Below are 22,184 nucleotides of genomic sequence, written 5' to 3'. Positions count from 1 at the left end.
CCAGATCTTCCCCCAAAGAGGGGCAACCAGGCGTGACTTGGTCCCGTCCTACCGGGTGACCACGCATACCCGGTATGCACGTGAGGGGGAAGATGTGCGCAGAACAGTACGCCGCCACCTGGGCAAAGTAGTGGCGGGTGCGGCCATCGCGGTGACCGGCACGGCCGTCATGGTGGGAGTCACTCTGCCGGGTGCGGCAGGGGCCGCGGACGGCCCGTCCGACGGGAGCGCCGCCGCCCGCTCCGCGGCCGGGCAGCCGGACGGGGCGCGGGACGGGCAGTCGGGGCGGGGGCAGGCCGTCGCCCCCGGTGTCGCCGAGGCGGCGCCCGCCGAGGGGGAGACCGGCACCGGCCGGGACCCGCTCACCGACGCCGAGCTGGCGCGCGCCGAGCGGATCGCGCTGGACCGGGGCCTGCGCATGAGCAGCACGGACGTCGGGGGAGACCGGGGGCCGCAGCGGATCACCACCAATCTGGCGGAGCTGCGGCCGGACGAGGTGGACGACGCCGGCGCGCCGCGCCGCGCGGAGATCTCGTACTACGACTACACGGACGACACCCTGGTCACCCGGACCGTCAATCTCTCCACCGGCAAGGTCGAGCAGACCGACACCCAGCGCGGGGTCCAGCCGCCGCCCAGCCGGGAAGAGGCCGTCGAGGCCGCCCGGCTGCTGCTGGCCAGTCCGCTCGGGGCGGGGCTGAAGGCGGACTACAAGGACGCCACGGGCAAGGCGCTCACCTCACCCGATCAGCTCACCCTCAGCGGCGGCGTCTACCGCGTGAACGCGGAGAACCCCGGTCCGCCCGCACTCGCCGACTGCGGGCAGCACCGCTGCGTCCGGCTCTTCACCAAGGTGCGCAACGGTCCCTGGATCGACACCCGGACCCTGATCGTCGACCTCAGCGCCCGGACCGTCGCCCGGCTCCGCTGATTCCGGTTCTCCTCTTCTCCTCGCGTCGCACAAGGAGTCATGACCTCATGCACAAGAACAGAGTCGCGGTCGCGCTGGCCGTCGCCGCGCTGGCCGGCGGAGCCACGGCGGCGACGGGGCCGGCGGCAGCCGCGCCCCGGCCGGCCGCTCCGCAGGCAGCCGCTCCCGGGTCCGCTCCCGGGTCCGCTGCCGGGTCCGCTGCCAAGGCCCCCGCACCGCCCGCCGACTGCAGTGCCGCGTACAGGATCGAGCAGAAACTCTCCGGCGGGACGACCTGGCGGATGTGCTGGCACTACGAGAGCGAGGCCGGGCTGGTCCTGGACAAGGTCTCCTACCAGCCCAAGGGCGAGGCCAAGCCGATCCGGGTCCTGACCACCGCGAAGCTCGCCCAGATCCACGTCCCCTACGACGACGGCCAGTGGGAGTGGGACGACCTCACCGGCCAGGGCTTCGGACAGGGACTCCAGGAGCTGACCCCCGGCGAGTGCCCGGGCGGCACCATCAAGACGGTGAAGGTACCGGACGCGTTCGAGCCCTCCCAGGCCAACGTCAAGGGCCTGTGCACCACCACCCGGTCCCGGGGGCACGCCTACCGGATGGCGGGCGAGCAGGCGAACAAGGCGTGGGCGGCGCAGGGCAAGGACCTGCTCGTCTACACGGTCAACCAGGTCGGCTGGTACGAGTACATCACCGAGTGGCGGTTCGCCGACGACGGCACCATATCCGCCAACGTCGGCGCCACCGGCAGCCTCTCGTACGACGACTACGACGCGGGCGACGGGCGCGGCTGGCCGATCGGCAAGGGCGCCAAGGACTCCGCCACCAGCCACAGCCACAACGTCTTCTGGCGGCTGAACTTCGGCCTCGACGGCTCGTCCGGCAACAAGGTCGAGCAGTACGACTCGGTCGTCACCCCCGTGGCCGGCGGAGGTACCCCGAAGACGAAGACCACCAGGATGCCGGTCACCAAAGAACTCGCCGGCGACGCCAAGGCGATGCGGTGGTGGCGGATGGTCAGCGCGGCCGGCCGGAACAAGGACGGGCACCCGCGGTCGTACGAGATCGTGCCCGGCGCGACCACCAAGTACCCGGGGCGCGGCTTCACCCGGCACGACGTCTACTTCACCGAGTTCAACAAGTGTGAGCAGTTCGCGAGCAACAATCTGCGCAACTGCGGGGCGGGCGCGGGCAAGAGCGTCGACAAGTGGGTCAACGGACAGACGCTGAAACACCCCATCACGTGGGTCAACATCGGCTTCCACCACATCGCGCGCGACGAGGACCAGCAGCCGATGCCGGTCCACTGGCAGGGCTTCCAGCTCAGCCCGCGTGACATGACCGCTATGAATCCGCTCACTCCGCCCGCCCTCGCCGGCCAGAACGGCAACTACGAATAGGGGAGTTGGCAAACCGGCCTGTCCATCCGGCTGCACCGCCTCCCGCTCGCGGAGTACCCTTCCTTGATCGTTGGCAGGGGGAGCGGAAGGCGGTGCGCGGGTGAGCTCGGGAGGGCTGGAGCTGCCCCCTGGTGACACAGGTCACGAGGGCGGCCCCACAGACGTCCCGCCCGGAGCGGTGTCCCTGGCACGGCCGATGGAGACGGGATCTCAGATCGGACCCGAGCTGGAATGGGGAGCCGACGCCTGGGGCGAGGTGCGCACGCGCGCCCAGCGGGCCGGGCGGGCCTACATCTGGCTGAATCTCGTCGAACAGCGGCTGCGTGCCGTGGTCGCGGCGGTGCTCCGGCCCATCTACGAACCGGTGCACGGCGAGGACGACTGGGTCGTCGCGGCGGCGGGACCGGCGGGCCAGGAGTGGGTGCAGCGGGCGGTGGCGGTGCGTGAGGTCAGCCGCCGCAAGGGGTACCTGCTGGATCCCGCGGACGACAATGTGCTGAGTTTCCTGACGCTCCCGCAGCTGCGCGAGCTCATGGTCCAGCACTGGCCGTGCTTCGAGCCGTACTTCGACGACCGGCGGGACGTCGAACTGGCGCTGGACGAACTGGAGGTCACCCGTAACGTCGTCTCGCGCAACCGCGCGCTGTCCGAGACGGTGCTCGCCCAGGCCGAGCGGGCCTCGGCGCGGCTGCTGGAGATCCTGGGCAGCAACGCCGGGGTGCCGGTCGCCGACCGGCTGCCCATCGACGCCGTGGAGGACCTGGTCGGCGACCGCTACGCCGATGTCATCTCCGTCCACCCCGACCGGGTGCGGCTGCAGCGTCAGATCCCGGCCGAGGACCTGTTCGGCGGCGCGCGCCGGCTGGACGCGATCGGCATAGGCCTGAACCTCCTCGTGCAGAACTTCTCCGGCCGCCGGCTGGTCCGGCTCGCCGAGTCCGGCTGCCGGGTCCGGCTGCTGTTCCTCAATCCGGCCAGCAGCGCGGTCAAGCGGCGGGAGCGGGAACTCGGTCTGAAGAAGGGCGAGTTGAGCCGAACGGTGGAGATGAACATCCTCCATGTGCGGCGGGTGAGGAGCCGGCTGCGGGACCCGGACGCCTTCGAGATCCATGTCTTCGACGAGACCCCGCGGTTCACCGCCTACCTGGTGGACGGCGACGGGTCGGGCGGCATAGCCGTCGTCCAGTCGTATCTGCGGCGGGCCCGCGGGATGGAGGCGCCCGTGCTCGTGCTGCGGGGCGGAGGGCGCCGCAGCGTGGTCAGGTCCGGACAGGACCAGGACGCGGAACACGGGCTGTTCGCGACATACCGGGAGGAGTTCGAATCCGTGTGGATGGACTCCCGTCCGGTGTCCTGAGGGACGGGGTCTGAGGGTCCCGAGTCCCGATTGTCAGTGGCGGGTGCGAGGGTAGTTCTCCACAGGGGGACGCACCATGCATGAGGGAGGGCCGCGATGGGCTGGCACCGCGAGACGCTGATCGGCTTCGATCTGGAGACGACGGGCACCGATCCGGGGGAGGCGCGGATCGTGACGGCCGCGGTCGTCGAGGTGAGGGACGGCAGGCCCACGGCCTATCGGGAGTGGCTGGCCGACCCGGGGGTGCCGATCCCCGAGGAGGCCGTCGCGGTGCACGGCATCACCAACGCCCGTGTCTCGGCGCAGGGCAGACCCGCAGACGAGGTCGCGGACTCGGTCGCCTCGGTCCTGGCCGACCACTGGCGCACCGGAGTGCCGGTCGTGGCGTACAACGCGGCCTTCGACCTGACGCTCCTCACGGCCGAACTCCAGCGGTACGGGCTGCCGTCGCTCTCCGACCGGCTGGACGGCGCACCGGCCGGCCCCGTCATCGACCCGTACACGATCGACCGGGCCGTCGACCGCTACCGCCGGGGCAAGCGCACGCTGGAGGCGGTCTGCACGGAGTACGGGATCGTCCTCGACGCGGCGCACGAGGCGGGGGCCGACGCCCTGGCGGCGGTCCGGGTGGCGTACGCGATAGCCGAGCGGCACCCGAAGGTCGGCGCGCTGGGACTCGCGGAGCTGCACGCGCAGCAGATCGAGTGGTACGCGCAGTGGGCGGCGGACTTCCAGAGCTTCCTGCGCCGGAAGGGGACGCCGGACGCGGTGGTGGACGGGGCGTGGCCGCTGCGCGAGCTGATACGCGCGACGGGCTGAGCCCGGCCGAGCGGGCGCCCGGGGCGCGGTGAAGGGGCATTCGGGGCGCGGCCAAGGGGCGCGAGCGAACGGGCACTCGGAGCGCGAGAGACCGGAGGCGGGGGGGCGCAGCGGTGGGCGCCGCGCATGTGTACGGGCCGGCCTCCTGCCACGTGGACGGGGAAGGGGCTCACCCGGTACTCAGAACGGGCACCAGCGGACTTCGGGGTCGTCGTCGCGCAGGGAGGCCACCCGGCGCCTGAACTCCGCGAGCGCCTTGGGGTTGGCGGGCGCGTGCTGGGCCACCCAGGCACAGCTCGCCGTCTCCCGGGCGCCCCGGAGCACCGCGCAGCCGTCCCAGGCGCGTACGTCCCAGCCGTACTCATCGGTGAACTCCCGGTACGCCTCGGCCGTCAGGCCGTAGCGGTCGCGGGAGAGGGCCATCACCACCAGATCGTGTTCGCGCAGATCGGCGGAGAACGTCTCCAGGTCCACCAGGACCGGGCCGTGCGGTCCGATGTGCACATTGCGGGGGAGGGCGTCGCCGTGGATCGGACCCATCGGGAGCCGGGGTGTGAGCGCGGCCGCGGCCGCGGCGAAGCCGTCGCGCCGCTCGCGCAGATACGCCGCGTCAGCGGGATCGATCGCGTCGCTCGCGAGCCGCAGCCAGCGCTCGACCCCGCCGAGCAGATCCCGGCGGGGGAGTGCGAACGGCGGTGAGGGCAGGGCGTGCACCGCGCGCAGCAGCCGGGCCAGGTCGCGTGGGCCGGCGGGACGTACGGCGTCCGGGAGGCGGTGCCAGAGAGTCAGCGGATGGCCGTCCACCAGCCGGGGCGCGGGCTCGGCCGCCCGTACGGCCGGCACGTTCGCGTCGGCGAGCCAGCCGGCGACGGCCAGTTCGCGTTCCGCCCGCTCCAGCAGCGACGCGTCGCGGCCGATCTTGACCACCAGGCCGCCGGCCGCGAACACCGCGTTCTCACCCAGCGCCAGCAGTTCGGCGCCGGGGGTCAGGCCTGCCGCGGTCAGTACCTCCCGCGCCCGTACCTCGTCCATCGTCGCTCCCGCCGGCCGTCGTGCCGGCCGTAGTACCCGTCGTCGTGCTGACCAGCGTGCCGATCGTGGTGAATCCGCCAAGTCTCGCATCCGTGTCTGCGCCATCCCGGACGGGGAGAGGCCCGGGAGCGCGTCGCTCCCGGACCCCTCCGCTCGTCCTGCGCGCCGTCAGACGCGGACCCGTTCGCGCTCGTCATCGCCGTCCTGCACACCCCGCGAGGGGACCGGCGGCGGTGGGGCGACCTCGTCGTGGGTCAGGTCGGGCAGCCACCGGAGCCACTTCGGCAGGTACCAGTTGCGCTCGCCGAGCAGTGCCATCGCGGCCGGCAGCAGCACACCGCGGATGATCGTCGCGTCGATGAGCACCGCGGCCGCGAGACCCACACCCATCTGCTTCATGGACTGCATCGACAGGGTGCCGAAGATCGCGAAGACCGCCACCATGATCACGGCCGCGCTCGTCACCACCCCCGCCGTCGTCACCACACCGTGGGTGATCGCGTCCCGGGTGGTCCTGCCCTGCAGCTTCGCCTCGCGGATCCGGGACACCACGAACACGTGGTAGTCCATCGAGAGCCCGAAGAGGATCACGAAGAGGAACAGCGGCAGCCACGAGACGATCGCCCCCACCCCCTCGGCTCCGACCAGCGAGGCTCCCCAGCCGTGCTGGAAGACGGCGGTCAGGATGCCGTACGCCGCGCCCACCGACAGCAGGTTGAGGATGATGGAGGTGACCGCGATGGTCAGCGACCTGAAGGACAGCAGCATCAGCAGGAAGGCGAAGACGACCACGAAGGCGAACACCGGTGTCACGGCCCCGACGATCTGGTCGTTGAAGTCCTTCGATCCGGCGACCGCGCCGCTGATCGGCGCCTCGACGCCGTCGACCTTGCCCAGGGTGTCCGGCCGGATCTCGTCGCGCAGCAGGTCCAGGCTCTTGACGGCCTTGTCCTGGTCGGAGCCGCCGACCAGCGGGACGTCGATGACCGCGATGTTCTGCTTGTCGTGCGTGACGACGTCGACCGGGCCCCGCGACGCCCCCGAAGCGACCGCCTGGCGGCGGAAGTCCGCGATGGCCTGCTGTACCGGCGCCGCGTTGATGTCCTCGGCCCTGACGACGACCTGAGCCGGATCGGCCCCGCCGGGGAACGCCGCGTTCACCCGTTCGTACGTACGCACGATCGGCAGTGAGTCGCCGAACTCCTGGTCCAGGGTGAGGTTCTGGGTGTTCATCCCGACCGCCGGCAGCGCGATCGCGGTGAGCGCGCCCGCGGCCACCACCAGCGACAGCTTCGGCCGCCGCAGGACGCCGCCGAGGACGGCGCGCCAGAAGCGGCTCTCCCCGCCCGCGTTGCCGCGGCCGCGCCTGACGCGGTTCAGGAACGGCACCCGGCCCTTCTCCACCCGCTCGCCCAGCAGCGAGAGCAGCGCGGGCAGCACCGTCACCGAGCCCACCATGGCCACCGCGACGACCATCAGCGAGGCCAGCCCCATCGCCTCGAACTCGGCGAGGCCGGTGAACAGCATGCCGCCCATCGCGACGATCACGGTGATGCCGGAGACCAGGATGGCGCGGCCGCTGGTCGCCGCGGCGATGGCGATGGCGGTCCGGCCGTCGTGCCCGGCCTCCCGCTCCTCGCGCTCGCGCCGCAGATAGAACAGGCAGTAGTCGACACCGACCGCGAGACCCACCAGCAGCATCACCGAGTTCGCGGTCTCGCTCATCGGCATGACGTGGCTGACGACGGCCATCAGACCCATGGTCGCCATGATCGCGGTGAGCGCCAGGGCGACGGGCAGCAGCGCGGCGACGAGCGCGCCGAAGGCGATCAGCAGGATGCCGAACGCGACCGGGACCGCGGAGAACTCGGCCTTCTTGAAGTCGTCACCGAACGCGTCCTCGAACGTCTTGTTCATGCTGGCGCCGCCGATCTCCTCGATCACCAGCTCCTTGTGCTCCCCCTGGACCTCCGCCACGGCCGCGAGCACCGGCTCGATGCGCTCGGTCGCCGTCTCGGGATCGCCGCGCACGTTGAACTGCACGAGCGCCGAACGGCCGTCCCGGGAGATGGTTTTGGTGTCGTACGGAGACGTCACGGCGGTCGCCTCACCCGTGGCCAGGACCGCCTTCATCACATCGGCGACAGCGGCCCGGAACTCCGGGTCCGTCGCCTTCGTTGACGAGTCAGCCGCCTGAACGAGGACGGTCTCGCCCGCCGGTTCCTCGATCCCCGCATCCTCGATGATCTTCATGGCCTGTCCGACCTCGCCGGACAGCTGCTCGCTCTGCTTCACATCGACCCGGCCCGCGGCCGAGCCAAGTCCCATGGCGAGTACGACGAACAGCACCCAGATGCCGACCGCCGCCCAGCGGTGCCGGGCGCTCCACCCGCCCGCCCGGGCGGCGATCCCCCGTGGTGTGTCCCCTGCCTGCTTCCCCATGCCGGGCATGCCCCCTCGTGAGCGGTGGCGGCACCGCGCCGCCTCCTCCCTCCCGACGCTAGGCGCCGGGGCGCGGCGTCTCGTCCTGCTGCCCGGTGAACCGGCGGCCCGCCGACTACTCCTTACGGTGACGCGACATCCCCACCAAGAAGGACGGAAGCCCCTTACATGTAACGGAGAGCCGACAAGTGTGACCATCCTGCGGAGGACCCGAGACCTTCCTATTAAGAAACCTTGTTGAACAAGTTGGGGTCCACCGGGCGGCCTTGAACTGCGCGCGTCAATCCGTCAGGGTTTCGAACCAGCCCCGGGAGATCTTGCGGTCTCCGGGGGCTCTTGCAGCAAGTGCGTGAACCCCCCACACAGCACACGAGGAGATCTCTCTTCATGGCAACTCACAAGCGCGCAGGCAAGATCCGGCTCACCGCGGCGATATCCGCCGTCGCGGCCGCGGCCGGCGTCACCCTGCTGACCTCCCCGCTCGCCGGAGCGGCCCCCGCCGAGGGCACCGTCTACGGCGTCGGCGCCAAGGGCGCGGTCAGCGGAAGCTACATCGTCATCCTGGACGAGAAGGCGGACAAGAAGCAGCTCGCCAAGAAGTACGGCGGCGAGCTCAAGCGCAACTACTCCTCCGCCATCAACGGCTTCTCCGCCTCCGGTCTTTCGGAGACCGAGGCGAAGCGGCTCGCCGCCGACCCGCACGTCGGCAAGGTCGTCCAGAACAAGAAGTTCACCATCAACGCCACCCAGGACAACCCCCCGTCCTGGGGCCTCGACCGCATCGACCAGGCCGACACCGCGGGCGACAAGAAGTACACCTACCCGGACGCCGCCGGTGAGGGCGTCACGGCGTACGTCATCGACACCGGTGTCCGGATCAGTCACCAGGACTTCGAGGGCCGTGCCTCGCACGGGTTCGACGCCATCGACAACGACGACAGCGCGGACGACGGCAACGGCCACGGCACGCACGTCGCCGGGACCATCGCCGGCGCGTCGCACGGAGTCGCCAAGAAGGCGAAGATCGTCGGCGTCCGGGTGCTCGACGACAACGGCTCGGGAACCACCGAGCAGGTCGTCGCCGGCATCGACTGGGTGACCAAGAACCACCAGGGGCCGTCCGTCGCGAACATGAGTCTGGGCGGAGGCGCCGACGAGGCGCTCGACGAGGCCGTGCGCAAGGCCATCGCGTCCGGTGTCACCTTCGGCGTGGCGGCGGGCAACGAGTCGAGCGACGCGGGCCAGGGCTCGCCGTCCCGGGTCCAGGAGGCGATCACCGTCGCCTCCAGCACACAGGACGACCAGCAGTCGGACTTCTCCAACTTCGGCTCGGTCGTGGACATCTACGCCCCCGGCTCCGACATCACCTCCACCTGGAACGACGCCGACGGGGGCACGAAGACCATCTCCGGTACGTCGATGGCGACCCCGCACGTGGTGGGCGCCGCCGCCGTCTACCTCGGGAACCACCAGGACGCGACGCCGGAGCAGGTGGCCGGCGCGCTGATCGAGGGCGCCACACCGGACAAGATCGCCAACCCGGGCGAGGGGACGCCCAACAAGCTGCTGAAGGTCGTCGAGTAGCACCTCCAGGAACCGTCCGGCGGCCGCCGCGCCCACCCCCACGGGGCGCGGCGGCCGTCTTATGGTTGGTTCATGACGACGTACGTGGCGCTGCTGCGCGGCATCAACGTGGGCGGGTACAAGAAGGTGCCCATGGCCGAACTGCGCACGGTCCTGGGGGAGCTGGGGCACCGGGACGTCCGCACGTACCTGCAGAGCGGCAATGCGGTGTTCAGCAGCCCGTCCGACGACCCGGACGCGCTGGCCGCCGGGCTGGAGAAGGCCATTGAGGCCCGCTTCGGCTTCGGCGTCTCCTGCCTGGTGCGTGAGGGGGCGTATATACGGGCCGTCGCCGACGCCTGTCCCTTTCCCGCGGACACGCTGGAGGGCAAGCAGCTGCACGCCACGTTCCTTTCGGCGCAGGCCGGTCCCGAGCGGTTCGCCTCGCTGGACCCCGCCGCGTTTCTGCCGGAGGAGTTCCGGCTCGGCGACCGGGTCATCTACCTCCACACCCCCGGCGGCCTCGGCCGCTCCAAGCTGGCGGAGGCCCTCGCCCGGCCCGCGCTGCTGAAGGGCATCGACGCCACCACCCGCAACTGGAACACCGTCGTCAAGCTGGTGGAGCTCAGTGCCGGCGGGACCGGTGCCGCCAGCTGAACCCGCCCGGCAGCCGCACGGACGCGCTGCGGTGGCCGTGACTGTCCCGGGTGACATGGGCCCGGCGCGATCCGAACGTCACCGACCAGCCGTGACTGCTGAGGTTGAGGTGCAGCAGCTTCGGGATGAGCGTGATGCGCTTGTGGTAGTAGAACGACATATCGCCTCCTTGCCCCCATGGTGCAGCAACCGCCCTCTCCCGCTGTCACAGCGGGGCCACGGTTCTGTCATCGCCCCCCGGCCGGCGGCACGGCGCGAGGACAGAACCTAAACGGCGATCGCGACCCGCGCCGGTTCCCGCGCCTCGTCGTAGCGCTCGACCAGCAGCCGGGCCAGCTCCGGCGCCGGGCCCAGTACGTCCGCCAGTACGTCCGCACCCGCCTCCCGGGCCCCGCGGGCGATGCGGTCCGGCAGGAAGCCGGGCGCGATGACGTACGGGGCCACGGCCACCCGGCTCACGCCCTCGGCGCGCAGGGCGCGTACGGCGTCCTCCGTACGCGGAAGAGCAGCGGAGGCGAACGCAGGCCGCACGGCGCACCAACCGGTGTGCCGCAGCTCCCGCGCGATTTCAGCGATCACTGCGATCGCCTCCGGGTCTGTGGAGCCCGCCGAGGCCAGGACCAGTCCCGTCGAGCGCTTGTCGCCGGGCGCCACGCCGGCCTCGTACAGCCGGCGGTGCAGGGCGGTCAGCAGCAGCGGCGACGGGCCGAGCACCTCGGCCCGGCGGATGTTCAGCCGCGGCAGCCGGGCCGACGCCTCACGCAGCACGGCCGGGATATCCGCCTTGGCGTGGAAGGCGCGGGTCAGCAGGAGCGGGAGCGCGACCACGTCGCGTACCCCGTCGGCCGCGAGCCGCTCCAGGACCTGAGGCACGCTCGGCGCGTTGAAGTCCAGGAAACCGGTCTCCACGCGCAGCCCCGGACGCAGCGACCGCACACGCCGGGTGAGGGCATGGACGGCCGCTGCGTGCCGCGGGTCGCGGCTGCCGTGGGCGATGACGAGGAGAACCGGGCGGTGCATCGGGGTCAGCTCCTCCCCAGCAGGCCGCGGCCGCGCAGCACCGCGCGCTCCAGCGGGCTGAAGATCAGCAGGTCGATCGCGATGCCGACGATGAGGATCAGCAGGATGGCCAGGAACACGCCCGGCATGTCGAAGTTGTTGCGGCCGTTCTCCAGCAACTGCCCCAGCCCCAGGCCCAGCTCGGGCGAGGAGGCGATGATCTCGGCGGCCATCAGCGAACGCCAGGAGAACGCCCAGCCCTGCTTCAGGCCCGCCAGATAACCGGGCAGCGCCGCCGGCATCACCACATGCCAGGTGCCGCGCAGACCGGTGGCGCCCATGGTGCGGCCGGCCCGCAGGAACAGCGGCGGCACCTGGTCCACACCGGAGACCAGGCCGTTGGCGATCGACGGGACGGCGCCGAGCAGGATCACCGTGAACATCATCGAGTCGTTGAGGCCGAGCCAGATCACCGCCGGCGGTACCCAGGCGACCGAGGGCAGCGACTGGAGGCCGGAAAGGATCGGGCCGATCGCCGCGCGGACGAACTTCACCCGGGCCACCAGCAGGCCGAGCGGGGTGCCGATGGCGAGCGCGAGCAGGAAGCCGAGCAGACCACGCGACACACTGGTCCACACGACCTCCAGCAGCGTGCCCTTCAGCCACATGTCGGACACGCTGTCCCACACCGCGGACGGCGCCGGCAGCTTGTAGTCCTCGGTGACCTGGGCCCAGACGAGCGCCTGCCAGACGATCAGCACCAGGGCGACGGCCACCAGCGGCGGCAGCACCTTCTGCAGCAGCACCTGACGCACCGGGGTGCGGCGGATCTGTACGGCGTCCAGGGCGTCCAGGCCGGCTTCGAGACCGGCGAGGTCGTCGGTCTTGGCGACCTTGGGGCCGGTATCAGTGCTGGCCATGTCGGCGGATCTCCCCACGCAGTTGTTCAGTGATCTCGACGGACAGCTCCGCGACGGCGGCGTCCTCGATGCGGCGCGGGTGCGGGATGTCCACAGTCCACTCGTGCGCCACCCGGCCCGGCCGGGAGGACAGCAGCACCACACGCTCGGCGAGCCGTACGGCCTCGCGGACGTTGTGGGTGACGAAGAGGACCGAGACGTCCGTCTCGCGCCAGATGCGGGTCAGCTCGTCGTGCAGCACGTCGCGCGTAATGGCGTCGAGCGCGGCGAACGGCTCGTCCATCAGCAGCAGTTCGCTGTCCTGGGCGAGCGCACGGGCCAGTGCGACCCGCTGGCGCATCCCGCCCGACAGCTCGTGCACCCGCTTGCGGTACGCGCCGCCGAGCCGGACCAGGTCCAGCAGCCGCTCGGCCTCCGGACGGCGCTCGGACTTCGGGACGCCACGCAGGCGCAGCGCGAGTTCGATGTTCTTGCCCGCGGTCAGCCACGGGAAGAGGGCGTGCTCCTGGAACATCAGGGCCGGCCGGCCGCCGGGGGTCTCGATGGACCCGACGGTCGGCTTGTCGAGCCCGGCGACCAGGTTGAGCAGCGTGGACTTCCCGCACCCGGAGGCTCCCAGGAGGGTGACGAACTCGCCCGGTGCGACATCGAGGGTGATGTCGTCCAGTACGAGCTGCGGCCCGGCAGGTCCGGCGAAGGACTTCGAGACGTGCTCGATACGCGCGGCGTGCGACACCGCCGTGCCGCCCTCGGCAGCCTTGGCGAGCGTGGTGGCCATGGTCGTCACCTCCTGGGAACGTGGGGGTAGCGGTCGGTCGGACGGGTTACTTGACGCCGAGCCCGGCGTCATCGGCCTCGGGCCGGCCGGCGGCCTTCAGCACCTTGTTCAGGAGCGTCAGGTCGTAGATGCCGGACAGGTCGGGCTTCTCCAGCAGACCGGCCTTGACCGCGTGCTGCGCCTGGGCGTCCAGCGTGGCGGCAAGCGGGTCATCGGTGATCCGGATGCTCGGCCACGCCGGGTCGATGACCTCGGCGGCCAGTGCCTTGCCGCTGAGCGCCTGGAGCGCGGCGTTGGCCGAGGCCTTGGCCTTGTCCGGGTTGGCGTTGATCCACTCGTTGGTCTTCACCGTGCCCCGCAGGAACGCCTCGACGACGTCCGGGTGCTCCTTGAGGAACTTCTGCGACACGATGATGTTCGTGATCACGAACCTCTTGTCCGGCCACAGGGTGGACTCGTCGAGCAGCACCTTGCCGCCCTCGGCGACCAGCTTCGACGCGGTCGGCTCGGGCACCCACGCGCCGTCGATCGAGCCCGCCTTGTAGGCGTCCGGGGTCACCTTGTTGTCCGAACGGACCACGGAGACATCGCCCTTGCCGCTCTCGGCGTCGACCTTCCAGCCCTTTTCGGAGATCCAGTTGAGGAAGGCCACGTCCTGCGTGTTGCCCAGCTGCGGGGTGGCGATCTTCTTGCCCTTGACGTCGTCCAGGGTCTTGATCTTGTCCGGGTTGACGACGAGCTTCACCCCGCCCGAGGCGGAACCGGAGATGATCCGCAGGTTCTGGCCCCTGGACTTGGTGAAGCCGTTGACGGCCGGCGAGGGGCCGATGAAGCCGATGTCGATGCTGCCCCCGTTGAGGGCCTCGATCTCGGACGGGCCGGCGTTGAAGGTCTGCGGGGCGAGCTTGGTGCCGCCCAGTTCCTTCTGGATCAGGCCCTCCTGGACGCCGACCAGCGCGGTGGCGTGCGTCAGGTTCGGGAAGTACCCGACCCGCACCGTGTCGGCGGAGAGCTTCTTGCCGCCGGCGGCCACCTTGGAGTTCACGTCTTCTTCCACCGCCTTCGAGCCGTAGCCGCAGGAGGCGAGTGCACCAATCAGCAGCGGCAGGGCGGCGGCAGCGGCAAGGCCGCGGCGCAAGGTGGTGCGAGTGGCAGGCACGGGAGGTCGTTCCTCTCGTCAGGCCCGGTTCTTACGTCCTACGGGTGTTCCGGGACGCGGCCGGGAAGTCGGCAGGTTTTCGTCGGTGCAGGTACGGCTCGTGGGGGGCGGGGGCGCGCAGGCAGTGCGCGAACGTCATCGCGCACATCGCCCCACCCCTCCCTGGCCGCTGCCGAGGACGCCGCTGCCGACGCGGCCGCCCTCCTTGGCGAAGGTGGAGAAGAAATCGTGGCCCATGGCTAGAAGTCCCACCCCTCGTCGTCCTGTACGGGCTCGGCCTCGGCGGCGAACGAGTGGCCCGCCATGCCGGCCGCCAGCGTCGTACCGTCCGCCGGGTCGATGAGCAGGAACGATCCGGTACGCCGGGAGTCGGCGTACGCGTCGAGCGCGAGCGGCTCGGCGGTACGGACGCGGACCCGGCCGATGTCGTTGGCCACCAGCCGGCCCGGGGCCGGGTGCTGGGACAGGTCGTCCAGCGTCAGCCGGGACGGGATGTCCTTCACGATCGCCTTGACCGTACGGGTGGTGTGCTTGAGCAGCACCCGCTGGCCGACCGTGAGGGGCTGGTCCGCGACATGGCAGACGGTCGCCTCGACGTCCTGGGTGGCGGCCGGAAGGCTCGCGCTCGGAGCGATCAGATCGCCGCGCGAGATGTCGATGTCGTCCGCGAGCCGCACGGTCACCGACTGCGGCGCCCAGGCGATGTCCACGCTCATGCCGAGCGCGTCAATGCCCTCGATCGTGCTCGTACGGCCCGACGGCAGTACGGTCACGGCCTCGCCCACCCGCAATACGCCCGAGGCGATCTGGCCCGCGTAGCCGCGGTAGTCGGGGTGCTCGGCGGTCTGCGGACGGATCACGTACTGCACCGGGAAGCGGGCCGGGCAGCCGGTCAGGTCGTGGCTGACCGGGACGGTCTCCAGGTGCTCCAGCACGGTCGGGCCGCCGTACCAGTCCATGTTCGCGGACGGGTCCACGACGTTGTCGCCGGCCAGCGCCGAGATCGGGATCGCGGTGATCTCCGGGACGCCGAGCGAAGCGGCGTACGCGGTGAACTCCTCGGCGATGGCGGCGAAGACGGGCTCCGCGTAGTCGACCAGGTCCATCTTGTTGACGGCCAGGACGACATGGGGGACCCGCAGCAGGGCCGCGACCGCGGCGTGCCGGCGGGTCTGCTCGACCACGCCGTTGCGCGCGTCGACCAGCACGACGGCCAGCTCGGCCGTCGAGGCGCCGGTGACCATGTTCCGGGTGTACTGCACGTGCCCGGGGGTGTCGGCGAGGATGAACCGGCGCCGCGCGGTGGCGAAGTAGCGGTACGCGACATCGATGGTGATGCCCTGCTCGCGCTCGGCCCGCAGGCCGTCGGTGAGCAGCGCCAGGTCGGGCGTCTCCTGGCCGCGGTTCCGCGAGGCGTGCTCGACGGCCTCCAGCTGGTCGGTGAGCACCGACTTGGAGTCGTGCAGCAGCCGTCCCACGAGGGTGGACTTGCCGTCGTCGACGGACCCCGCGGTGGCGAACCGCAGCAGGGTCGTGGCCGACAACTGCTCAGTGGTGCTGGTCATTTAGAAGTACCCCTCGCGCTTACGGTCTTCCATCGCGGCCTCGGACATCTTGTCGTCGGCGCGGGTCGCGCCCCGCTCGGTCAGGCGGGAGGCGGCGATCTCGGCGATCACGGCGTCGAGCGTGGTGGCGTCCGAGTCGACGGCGCCGGTGCAGGACATGTCGCCGACGGTCCGGTAGCGGACGAGCCGGGACTCGACCGTCTCGTCGTCCTTGGGGCCGCCCCACTCACCTGCGGTCAGCCACATGCCGCTGCGCTTGAAGACCTCGCGCTCGTGCGCGAAGTAGATCTCGGGGAGCTCGATCTTCTCGCGCTCGATGTACTGCCACACGTCCAGCTCGGTCCAGTTGGACAGCGGGAAGACGCGGACGTGCTCGCCGGGGGCGTGGCGGCCGTTGTAGAGCTGCCACAGCTCGGGGCGCTGCCGGCGCGGGTCCCACTGCGAGAACTCGTCGCGCAGCGAGAACACCCGCTCCTTCGCGCGCGCCTTCTCCTCGTCGCGGCGGCCGCCGCCGAACACGGCGTCGAACCGGTGCTGCTGGATCGCCTCGGTCAGCGGGACGGTCTGCAGCGGGTTGCGGGTGCCGTCGGGGCGCTCGCGCAGCTTGCCGGCGTCGATGTACTCCTGCACGGACGCGACGTGCAGCCGCAGCCCGTGCTCGGCCACCGTACGGTCGCGGTACTCCAGGACCTCCGGGAAGTTGTGCCCGGTGTCGACGTGCAGCAGCGTGAACGGCACCGGCGCGGGCGCGAACGCCTTGAGCGCGAGGTGCAGCATGACGATGGAGTCCTTGCCGCCGGAGAAGAGGATCACCGGCCGCTCGAACTCGCCCGCCACCTCGCGGAAGATGTGCACCGCCTCGGACTCCAGGGCGTCCAGGTGCGAGAGCGCGTACGGCGCGTCGGTGTCCTCGTGGATCGATGCGACGGTGGTCGTCATGCCAGGCCCCTCTCGGTGAGCAGCGCGTGCAGCGCCGCCGCGGACTCCTGCACGGTCTGGGTGTGCGACTCGATCCGCAGGTCCGGTGCCTCCGGAGCCTCGTACGGGTCGTCGACCCCGGTCAGCCCGGAGATCTCGCCGGCTGCCTGCTTGGCGTACAGCCCCTTCACATCGCGCTCCGAGCACACCTCGACCGGGGTGGCCACGTGCACCTCCAGGTACGCGGTGCCCTCGCTCTGGTGGCGCTTGCGGACCGCCTCGCGGCTGTCCGCGTACGGGGCGATGACCGGGACCAGCGCCGTCACGCCGTTGCTGGCCAGCAGTTCGGCGACGAAGCCGATCCGCTGCACGTTGGTGTGCCGGTCCTCACGGGTGAAACCGAGGCCCGCCGAGAGGAACTCGCGGATCTCGTCGCCGTCGAGCACCTCGACGCGGTTGCCGTCCGCGCGGAGCCGGCCCGCCAGCTCGTACGCGATGGTGGTCTTGCCCGCGCTGGGCAGACCCGTGAGCCACACCGTGGCGCCAGTCAACTGCTTCTCCTGAACTTCCTGAACGTCGGTGACTTCCTGAACGTCGGTCATCCGTGCAATCCGCATTCGGTCTTGTTCCGCCCCGCCCAGCGCCCGGACCGGGCGTCCTCGCCCTCCGCCACGCGCCGGGTGCAGGGCGCGCAGCCCACCGAGGCGTACCCGTCCATCAGCAGCGGGTTGGTGAGGACGCCGTGCTCGGCGACGTAGGCGTCCACGTCGTCCTGCGTCCAGCGGGCGATCGGGGACACCTTGACCTTCTGCCGCTTCTCGTCCCAGCCGACGACCGGGGTGTTCGCCCGGGTCGGGGACTCGTCGCGGCGCAGCCCGGTCGCCCACGCTTCGTACGCCGTCAGACCCTCTTCGAGGGGCTTGACCTTGCGCAGCGCGCAGCACAGGTCGGGGTCGCGGTCGTGCAGCTTCGGGCCGTACTCCGCGTCCTGCTCGGCGACGGTCTGGCGCGGGGTGAGCGTGATGACGTTGACGTCCATCACGGCCTCGACCGCGTCCCGCGTGCCGATGGTCTCGGGGAAGTGGTAGCCGGTGTCCAGGAACACGACGTCCACGCCCGGGAAGGCACGCGAGGCGAGGTGGGCGACCACCGCGTCCTCCATGGAGGAGGTGACGCAGAAGCGCGGCCCGAAGGTCTCGGCCGCCCACTTCAGGATGTCGAGCGCCGAGGCGTCCTCCAGCTCACGCCCGGCCCGCTCGGCAATGTCCTTGAGGCTTTCCTGCACGGTCGTCATATCTCGTCCCCTCCACCGTCGTTGCGCTGAAGTCCACGGGTCAGCAGCCCGAGGAACTTCAGCTGGAAGGCTCGATTGCATGCTGCGCATTCCCACGCGCCGTGACCCTGCTCGTTCGGACGCAGGTCCTCGTCGCCGCAGTACGGGCAGTAGAACGGGGCGGCACGCTCGCTCAAGACAGTGCCTCCTCGGACGCCCGCGCCGCCCAGGTGGCGAAGCGCTCGCCCTCCTCGCGCTCCTTCTGGAAGCGCGTGAGGACCCGCTCGACGTAGTCGGGCAGCTCGGCGGAGGTGACCTTCAGCCCGCGGACCTTGCGGCCGAAGCCGGCCTCCAGGCCCAGCGCGCCGCCCAGGTGGACCTGGTAGCCCTCGACCTGGTTGCCGTCGTCGTCCAGGACCAGCTGGCCCTTGAGACCGATGTCCGCGACCTGGATACGGGCGCAGGCGTTCGGGCAGCCGTTGATGTTGATGGTGACCGGCTGGTCGAACTCGGGCATACGGCGCTCCAGTTCGTCGATCAGCGAGGCACCGCGCGCCTTGGTCTCGACGATCGCGAGCTTGCAGAACTCGATACCGGTGCAGGCCATCGTGCCGCGCCGGAACGGGGACGGGTTGACCCGCAGGTCCAGCGACTCCAGGCCGGCGACCAGCGACTCGACCTGCGACTCCTCGATGTCGAGCACGATCATCTTCTGCTCGACGGTGGTGCGCAGCCGGCCCGAGCCGTGCGCCTCGGCGAGTTCGGCGATCTTCGTGAGGAGCGTGCCGTCGACCCGGCCGACGCGCGGCGCGAACCCGACGTAGAAGCGGCCGTCCTGCTGCCGGTGCACACCGACGTGGTCGCGCCACTGCTGTAGGGGCTGCTCGGGCGCGGGGCCGTCGACCAGCTTGCGGTTCAGGTACTCGTCCTCCAGGACCCGGCGGAACTTCTCCGGGCCCCAGTCGGCGACCAGGAACTTCAGCCGGGCGCGGGTGCGCAGCCGGCGGTAGCCGTAGTCGCGGAAGATCGAGATGACCCCGGTGTAGACGTCGGGCACCTCGTCGAGCGGCACCCAGGCGCCGAGCCGGACACCGATCTTGGGGTTGGTGGAGAGACCGCCGCCGACCCACAGGTCGAAGCCGGGGCCGTGCTCGGGGTGGTTCACCCCGACGAAGGCGATGTCGTTGATCTCGTGTGCCACGTCCAGCAGCGGCGATCCGGAGATCGCCGACTTGAACTTGCGCGGCAGGTTGGAGAAGTCCTTGTTGCCGACGATCCGGCGGGAGATCTCGTCGATGGCCGGGGTGCCGTCGATGATCTCGTCCTCGGCGATGCCGGCGACGGGCGAGCCGAGGACGACGCGGGGGGTGTCACCGCACGCCTCGGTCGTGGAGAGGCCCACGGCTTCCAGCCGGTTCCAGATCTCCGGGACGTCCTCGATCCGGATCCAGTGGTACTGGACGTTCTGCCGGTCGGTGATGTCGGCGGTCCCGCGCGCGAACTCCTGCGAGATCTCGCCGATGACACGGAGCTGCTCGGTGGTCAGCCGGCCGCCGTCGATCCGGACGCGCAGCATGAAGAACTCGTCGTCCAGCTCCTCCGGCTCCAGGATCGCGGTCTTGCCGCCGTCGATCCCGGGCTTGCGCTGGGTGTACAGACCCCACCAGCGCATGCGTCCGCGCAGGTCGTTGGGGTCGATCGAGTCGAAACCGGCCTTGGAGTAGATCGTCTCAATGCGTGTCCGCACATTGAGACCGTCGTCGTCCTTCTTGAACTGCTCGTTGCCGTTGAGGGGCGTGAAGTGGCCTACGGCCCACTGGCCTTCGCCACGGTGGCGTCCGGCCTTGCGGCGGGAGGTGGCAGCAGTCGGCTGGTCGGGAGTGGCGGCCATGGTGTGAGGTCCTTCTGTGGCGGCTCAAGGAGTGCGGGTTCGAGACGACGACCCCCAGTGCCCAGCCTGACCTGCGAAAACGCTGGCAGGTGGGGCATGGCGAAGCGCTCGCCCGCGTGGGCAGAGCTGTCTTGTGCTCCGGGGGATCGGCTCGTCCGCGACGGCGGGGACGGCGATGTGTGCGGCGGTGCTGGTTCGATCAGCAGGCCGGACAGATGGCGCTGGACATGCGGCCGAGGTCGACGTGCCGCCGACTCACCAAGGCAATTCCAGCTGTAGACATGACGGAAGCGTGTCACGGGGGTCTTGGGCCAGTCCACCGCTATCCATCATGTGGACACGATCGTCCCGGAATGTGGGACGATGTGCCGTGGATCACATGGATCACATACTCACGCGCCGGGCCACGGGCCCGGGGTCGGGACGTCCGGCTCGTCCTCCACCTTCGTGTCGAAGAGCCGGAAGCCGCGGCGCAGGTAGTTGTCCATGGCGTGCGGCCCGTCCTTGCTGCAGGTGTGCAGCCACACCCGCTTCGTCGGCGCCAGCCCCGGCCAGCGGTCCGCCAGGTCCCAGGCCCGCCCGACACCGTACGACAGCAGATGACCCCCGATACGCCGGCCCCGGAACGCCGGGATCAGCCCGAAGTACACGATCTCGACGGAGCCCTCGTCCTGCGCCTCCAGCTCGACGTACCCGGCCGGGGTGCCCCGGTCGTACGCCACCCAGGTCTCCGTCCCGGGCTTGGCCAGCGCCTCCTGCCACTGCTCGTGGCGCAGGCCCAGGCGGTCGGTCCAGCGGATGTCACCACCGACGGCGGTGTAGAGGAACCGGCTGAACTCGGGGGAGGGGACCTCGGCCCGGACGATCGTGATGTCCCCGCCGGGCTCGGCGGCCGGCCGGAGATCCGCCGGCGAGGTCTGCTCCAGGGACCAGGTGGTCACGGTGATGCTGCTGCTCATGGACTTCAGAGAATCATGCGGCGGCGCTCCCGCCAAAGTCGCCCGGTGCGCACCCGGCCGTCAGGGGTGGTCGTGGCGGCCGTCCGGGGCAGTCGTACGGACGCGGTCACGGCACGGCGAGGGCGGCGGGCCCCGCCGCGCGGGCCCGTATCACCGCCGGAGCCGTCGAGTGCGGCAGCAGGCCGGCCGGATGGTCCGGCTGGATCACCTCGACCCGTACGTCCTCGGTGAAGCGGTACGGACGGTGCGCGAGCACCCCGGCGAGGGTGCGCCGCATCCGGGACAGCTCGGCGCGCACCGTCACCGTGCGCGTCGGGTCGCCGAAGACGTCGTCCGCCAGCTCGGCCGCCGACCGCCCCGCGCGGTTCATGGCCAGCAGGAACAGCAGCTCCGCATGGCGCGGGCTCAGCTCCTGGCTCCAGCTGCCCGCCGCACCCGAGACGGTGGCCGACCACCGCCGCGGCCGGCTCAGGTCCAGTACGAGCTTGCTGACCGCACCCGCCGGCCGGGCGTCCTCGACCCGCACCAGCCACCCGCCGGGCAGCGGCTCCACCGTGCAGTCACCGAGCGCGGGCAGCCAGACGCGTCCCGGCCCGAACGACTTGGGCAGCGGCAGCCGGTCCGGCGGCAGCATGCCGGTCACCGCGGCCGGCCAGCCGTGCGGGTCGACGGCGAGCGCCCGGCCGGTCAGCCGGCACAGCACCGGCGCCGCGACGGTCCGCAGCCGCTCCAGGGACATCAGATGCCGGTTCCGCAGCTCGCTCTCCGCCAGCCGCGCCACCGAGGTGACCCAGGTCAGCGTCGCCGGGTGCATGCTGGCGAGCGGGCCGCTCACATCGATCACGCCCAGCAGCCGCCCGTCGCGCGGGTCGTGGACGGGCGCCCCGGCGCAGGTCCAGTCGTGATGGGTGCTGACGAAGTGCTCGGCCGAGAAGACCTGCAACGGACGCCGGGCCACCAGGACCGTGCCGACCCCGTTCGTGCCCACCAGGTCCTCGTCCCAGTCGGCGCCCACCTCGAAGCCGACCAGGTCCGCCTTCCTGAGGACCGAGGCGTGACCCTCCCGCCACAGCAGCCGTCCCTCGGCGTCGGACACCACCATGATGTGCAGCGTCTCGTCGATCGCGGGCAGCAGGCCCTCGCGCAGCACCGGCAGGATCTCGCGCAGCGGCGAGGACTGCCGCCGCCGCTCGGTCTCCTCGGCGGAGAGCAGATGGGCGCGCGAGCCCCGGTCCGGGTCGACACCGCTGCTCAGCATGCGCCGCCAGGACTCGCCGATCTCCGGTCGCGGTGCGGCGGGCGGCTGCTTCCCGGCGAGGGCGGCCGCCCGTACGTTCTTGAGCAGCCGAGCCGCCCGGCGGGCGTCCACGGCGGCGAGCCTGTTCAGGTCGAGAGATGTGTTCGACACCGGATCCTCCCGGAATCCCCCTGGAATCAGCCGGTCTTCATCCTGCCGTTACGAGACGGGCTCCGACGGCTTTCTTCGCACAACGGTTGCAACGGTTTGCAACTCTCGCCAAAGGG

22 protein-coding genes are annotated in these 22,184 nt (G+C 71.0%); 6 read left to right on the top strand and 16 right to left on the bottom strand.

Annotated features, from left to right (window positions below):
- Positions 1–94: 94 nt before the first annotated feature.
- From ACWV17_RS02770 to ACWV17_RS02755, 4 genes are all read left to right on the top strand, one after another.
- Positions 95–931 carry a Tat pathway signal sequence domain protein gene (locus ACWV17_RS02770; RefSeq protein ID WP_455358318.1) on the top strand — a complete coding sequence of 279 codons (837 nt, stop codon included), beginning with the start codon at positions 95–97 and terminating at the stop codon, positions 929–931.
- 47 nt (positions 932–978) lie between these two features.
- Complete coding sequence (locus ACWV17_RS02765; RefSeq protein WP_455358317.1) at positions 979–2,328, top strand: copper amine oxidase; 1,350 nt, start codon at positions 979–981, stop codon at positions 2,326–2,328.
- 100 nt (positions 2,329–2,428) lie between these two features.
- Positions 2,429–3,685 (top strand): SAV2148 family HEPN domain-containing protein, encoded by a 1,257-nt coding sequence (locus tag ACWV17_RS02760; protein WP_455358316.1) that lies wholly within the window; start codon positions 2,429–2,431, stop codon positions 3,683–3,685.
- A gap of 96 nt (positions 3,686–3,781) precedes the next feature.
- Positions 3,782–4,504, top strand: a complete 723-nt coding sequence (locus ACWV17_RS02755; protein WP_455358315.1) for an exonuclease domain-containing protein — start codon at positions 3,782–3,784, stop codon at positions 4,502–4,504.
- Between the two features lie 180 nt (positions 4,505–4,684).
- On the opposite strand, the gene ACWV17_RS02750 is transcribed toward ACWV17_RS02755, so the two are convergent.
- Positions 4,685–5,536 (bottom strand): phosphotransferase, encoded by an 852-nt coding sequence (locus ACWV17_RS02750; protein ID WP_455358314.1) that lies wholly within the window; start codon positions 5,534–5,536, stop codon positions 4,685–4,687.
- A gap of 168 nt (positions 5,537–5,704) precedes the next feature.
- Positions 5,705–7,978, bottom strand: coding sequence for an MMPL family transporter (locus ACWV17_RS02745; RefSeq protein ID WP_455358313.1), 2,274 nt, complete (start codon positions 7,976–7,978; stop codon positions 5,705–5,707).
- A 387-nt stretch (positions 7,979–8,365) separates the two neighbouring features.
- On the opposite strand from ACWV17_RS02745, the gene ACWV17_RS02740 reads away from it, so the two are divergent.
- Both ACWV17_RS02740 and ACWV17_RS02735 read left to right on the top strand, forming a co-directional pair.
- Positions 8,366–9,562, top strand: a complete 1,197-nt coding sequence (locus ACWV17_RS02740; RefSeq protein WP_455358312.1) for a S8 family peptidase — start codon at positions 8,366–8,368, stop codon at positions 9,560–9,562.
- Positions 9,563–9,634: 72 nt separating this feature from the next.
- A complete protein-coding gene (locus ACWV17_RS02735; protein WP_455358311.1) occupies positions 9,635–10,198 on the top strand; it encodes a DUF1697 domain-containing protein in 564 nt (187 codons plus the stop codon).
- On the opposite strand, the gene ACWV17_RS02730 is transcribed toward ACWV17_RS02735, so the two are convergent.
- The 14 genes from ACWV17_RS02730 to ACWV17_RS02665 form a co-directional block, all read right to left on the bottom strand.
- The gene (locus ACWV17_RS02730; protein ID WP_455358310.1) at positions 10,167–10,358 is read right to left on the bottom strand and encodes a DUF4236 domain-containing protein; all 192 of its coding nucleotides are present in this window, start codon (positions 10,356–10,358) and stop codon (positions 10,167–10,169) included. The two genes, ACWV17_RS02735 and ACWV17_RS02730, sit on opposite strands and share 32 nt — an antisense overlap.
- Positions 10,359–10,465: 107 nt before the next feature.
- Positions 10,466–11,218 carry a sirohydrochlorin chelatase gene (locus tag ACWV17_RS02725; RefSeq protein WP_455352063.1) on the bottom strand — a complete coding sequence of 251 codons (753 nt, stop codon included), beginning with the start codon at positions 11,216–11,218 and terminating at the stop codon, positions 10,466–10,468.
- Positions 11,219–11,223: 5 nt separating this feature from the next.
- A complete protein-coding gene (locus tag ACWV17_RS02720) occupies positions 11,224–12,117 on the bottom strand; it encodes an ABC transporter permease (RefSeq protein ID WP_455352064.1) in 894 nt (297 codons plus the stop codon).
- Positions 12,104–12,895, bottom strand: coding sequence for an ABC transporter ATP-binding protein (locus ACWV17_RS02715; RefSeq protein ID WP_455352065.1), 792 nt, complete (start codon positions 12,893–12,895; stop codon positions 12,104–12,106). Before ACWV17_RS02715 ends, ACWV17_RS02720 begins: the two co-directional genes overlap by 14 nt.
- A gap of 46 nt (positions 12,896–12,941) precedes the next feature.
- Positions 12,942–14,054 (bottom strand): ABC transporter substrate-binding protein, encoded by a 1,113-nt coding sequence (locus ACWV17_RS02710; protein ID WP_455358309.1) that lies wholly within the window; start codon positions 14,052–14,054, stop codon positions 12,942–12,944.
- Between the two features lie 239 nt (positions 14,055–14,293).
- Positions 14,294–15,619, bottom strand: a complete 1,326-nt coding sequence (locus ACWV17_RS02705; protein WP_455352067.1) for a sulfate adenylyltransferase subunit 1 — start codon at positions 15,617–15,619, stop codon at positions 14,294–14,296.
- The gene (gene cysD, locus ACWV17_RS02700; protein WP_455352068.1) at positions 15,620–16,558 is read right to left on the bottom strand and encodes a sulfate adenylyltransferase subunit CysD; all 939 of its coding nucleotides are present in this window, start codon (positions 16,556–16,558) and stop codon (positions 15,620–15,622) included.
- On the bottom strand, positions 16,555–17,139 hold the full coding sequence (gene cysC, locus ACWV17_RS02695) for an adenylyl-sulfate kinase (RefSeq protein ID WP_455352069.1): 585 nt from the start codon (positions 17,137–17,139) through the stop codon (positions 16,555–16,557). Before cysC ends, cysD begins: the two co-directional genes overlap by 4 nt.
- Positions 17,136–17,831 (bottom strand): phosphoadenylyl-sulfate reductase, encoded by a 696-nt coding sequence (locus ACWV17_RS02690; RefSeq protein WP_455352070.1) that lies wholly within the window; start codon positions 17,829–17,831, stop codon positions 17,136–17,138. The genes cysC and ACWV17_RS02690 overlap by 4 nt, the downstream gene beginning before the upstream one ends.
- Positions 17,828–18,007 carry a hypothetical protein gene (locus tag ACWV17_RS02685; protein ID WP_313943447.1) on the bottom strand — a complete coding sequence of 60 codons (180 nt, stop codon included), beginning with the start codon at positions 18,005–18,007 and terminating at the stop codon, positions 17,828–17,830. The genes ACWV17_RS02690 and ACWV17_RS02685 overlap by 4 nt, the downstream gene beginning before the upstream one ends.
- Positions 18,004–19,701: a nitrite/sulfite reductase gene (locus tag ACWV17_RS02680; RefSeq protein ID WP_455358308.1), complete on the bottom strand. Its 1,698-nt coding sequence runs from the start codon at positions 19,699–19,701 to the stop codon at positions 18,004–18,006. The genes ACWV17_RS02685 and ACWV17_RS02680 overlap by 4 nt, the downstream gene beginning before the upstream one ends.
- A gap of 199 nt (positions 19,702–19,900) precedes the next feature.
- Entirely contained in the window at positions 19,901–19,984 is an 84-nt protein-coding gene (locus ACWV17_RS02675; protein ID WP_366077175.1) for a putative leader peptide, read from the bottom strand.
- Positions 19,985–20,093: 109 nt separating this feature from the next.
- Positions 20,094–20,660 carry a GNAT family N-acetyltransferase gene (locus ACWV17_RS02670; RefSeq protein ID WP_455352072.1) on the bottom strand — a complete coding sequence of 189 codons (567 nt, stop codon included), beginning with the start codon at positions 20,658–20,660 and terminating at the stop codon, positions 20,094–20,096.
- Between the two features lie 106 nt (positions 20,661–20,766).
- Entirely contained in the window at positions 20,767–22,068 is a 1,302-nt protein-coding gene (locus ACWV17_RS02665) for a GAF domain-containing protein (protein WP_455358307.1), read from the bottom strand.
- Positions 22,069–22,184: the final 116 nt, after the last annotated feature.

The sequence above is a fragment of the Streptomyces mabaensis genome (assembly GCF_053763515.1).
The sequence above is the reverse complement of the archived record's forward strand: the minus strand, read 5'-3'. Positions and strand labels throughout refer to the sequence as shown.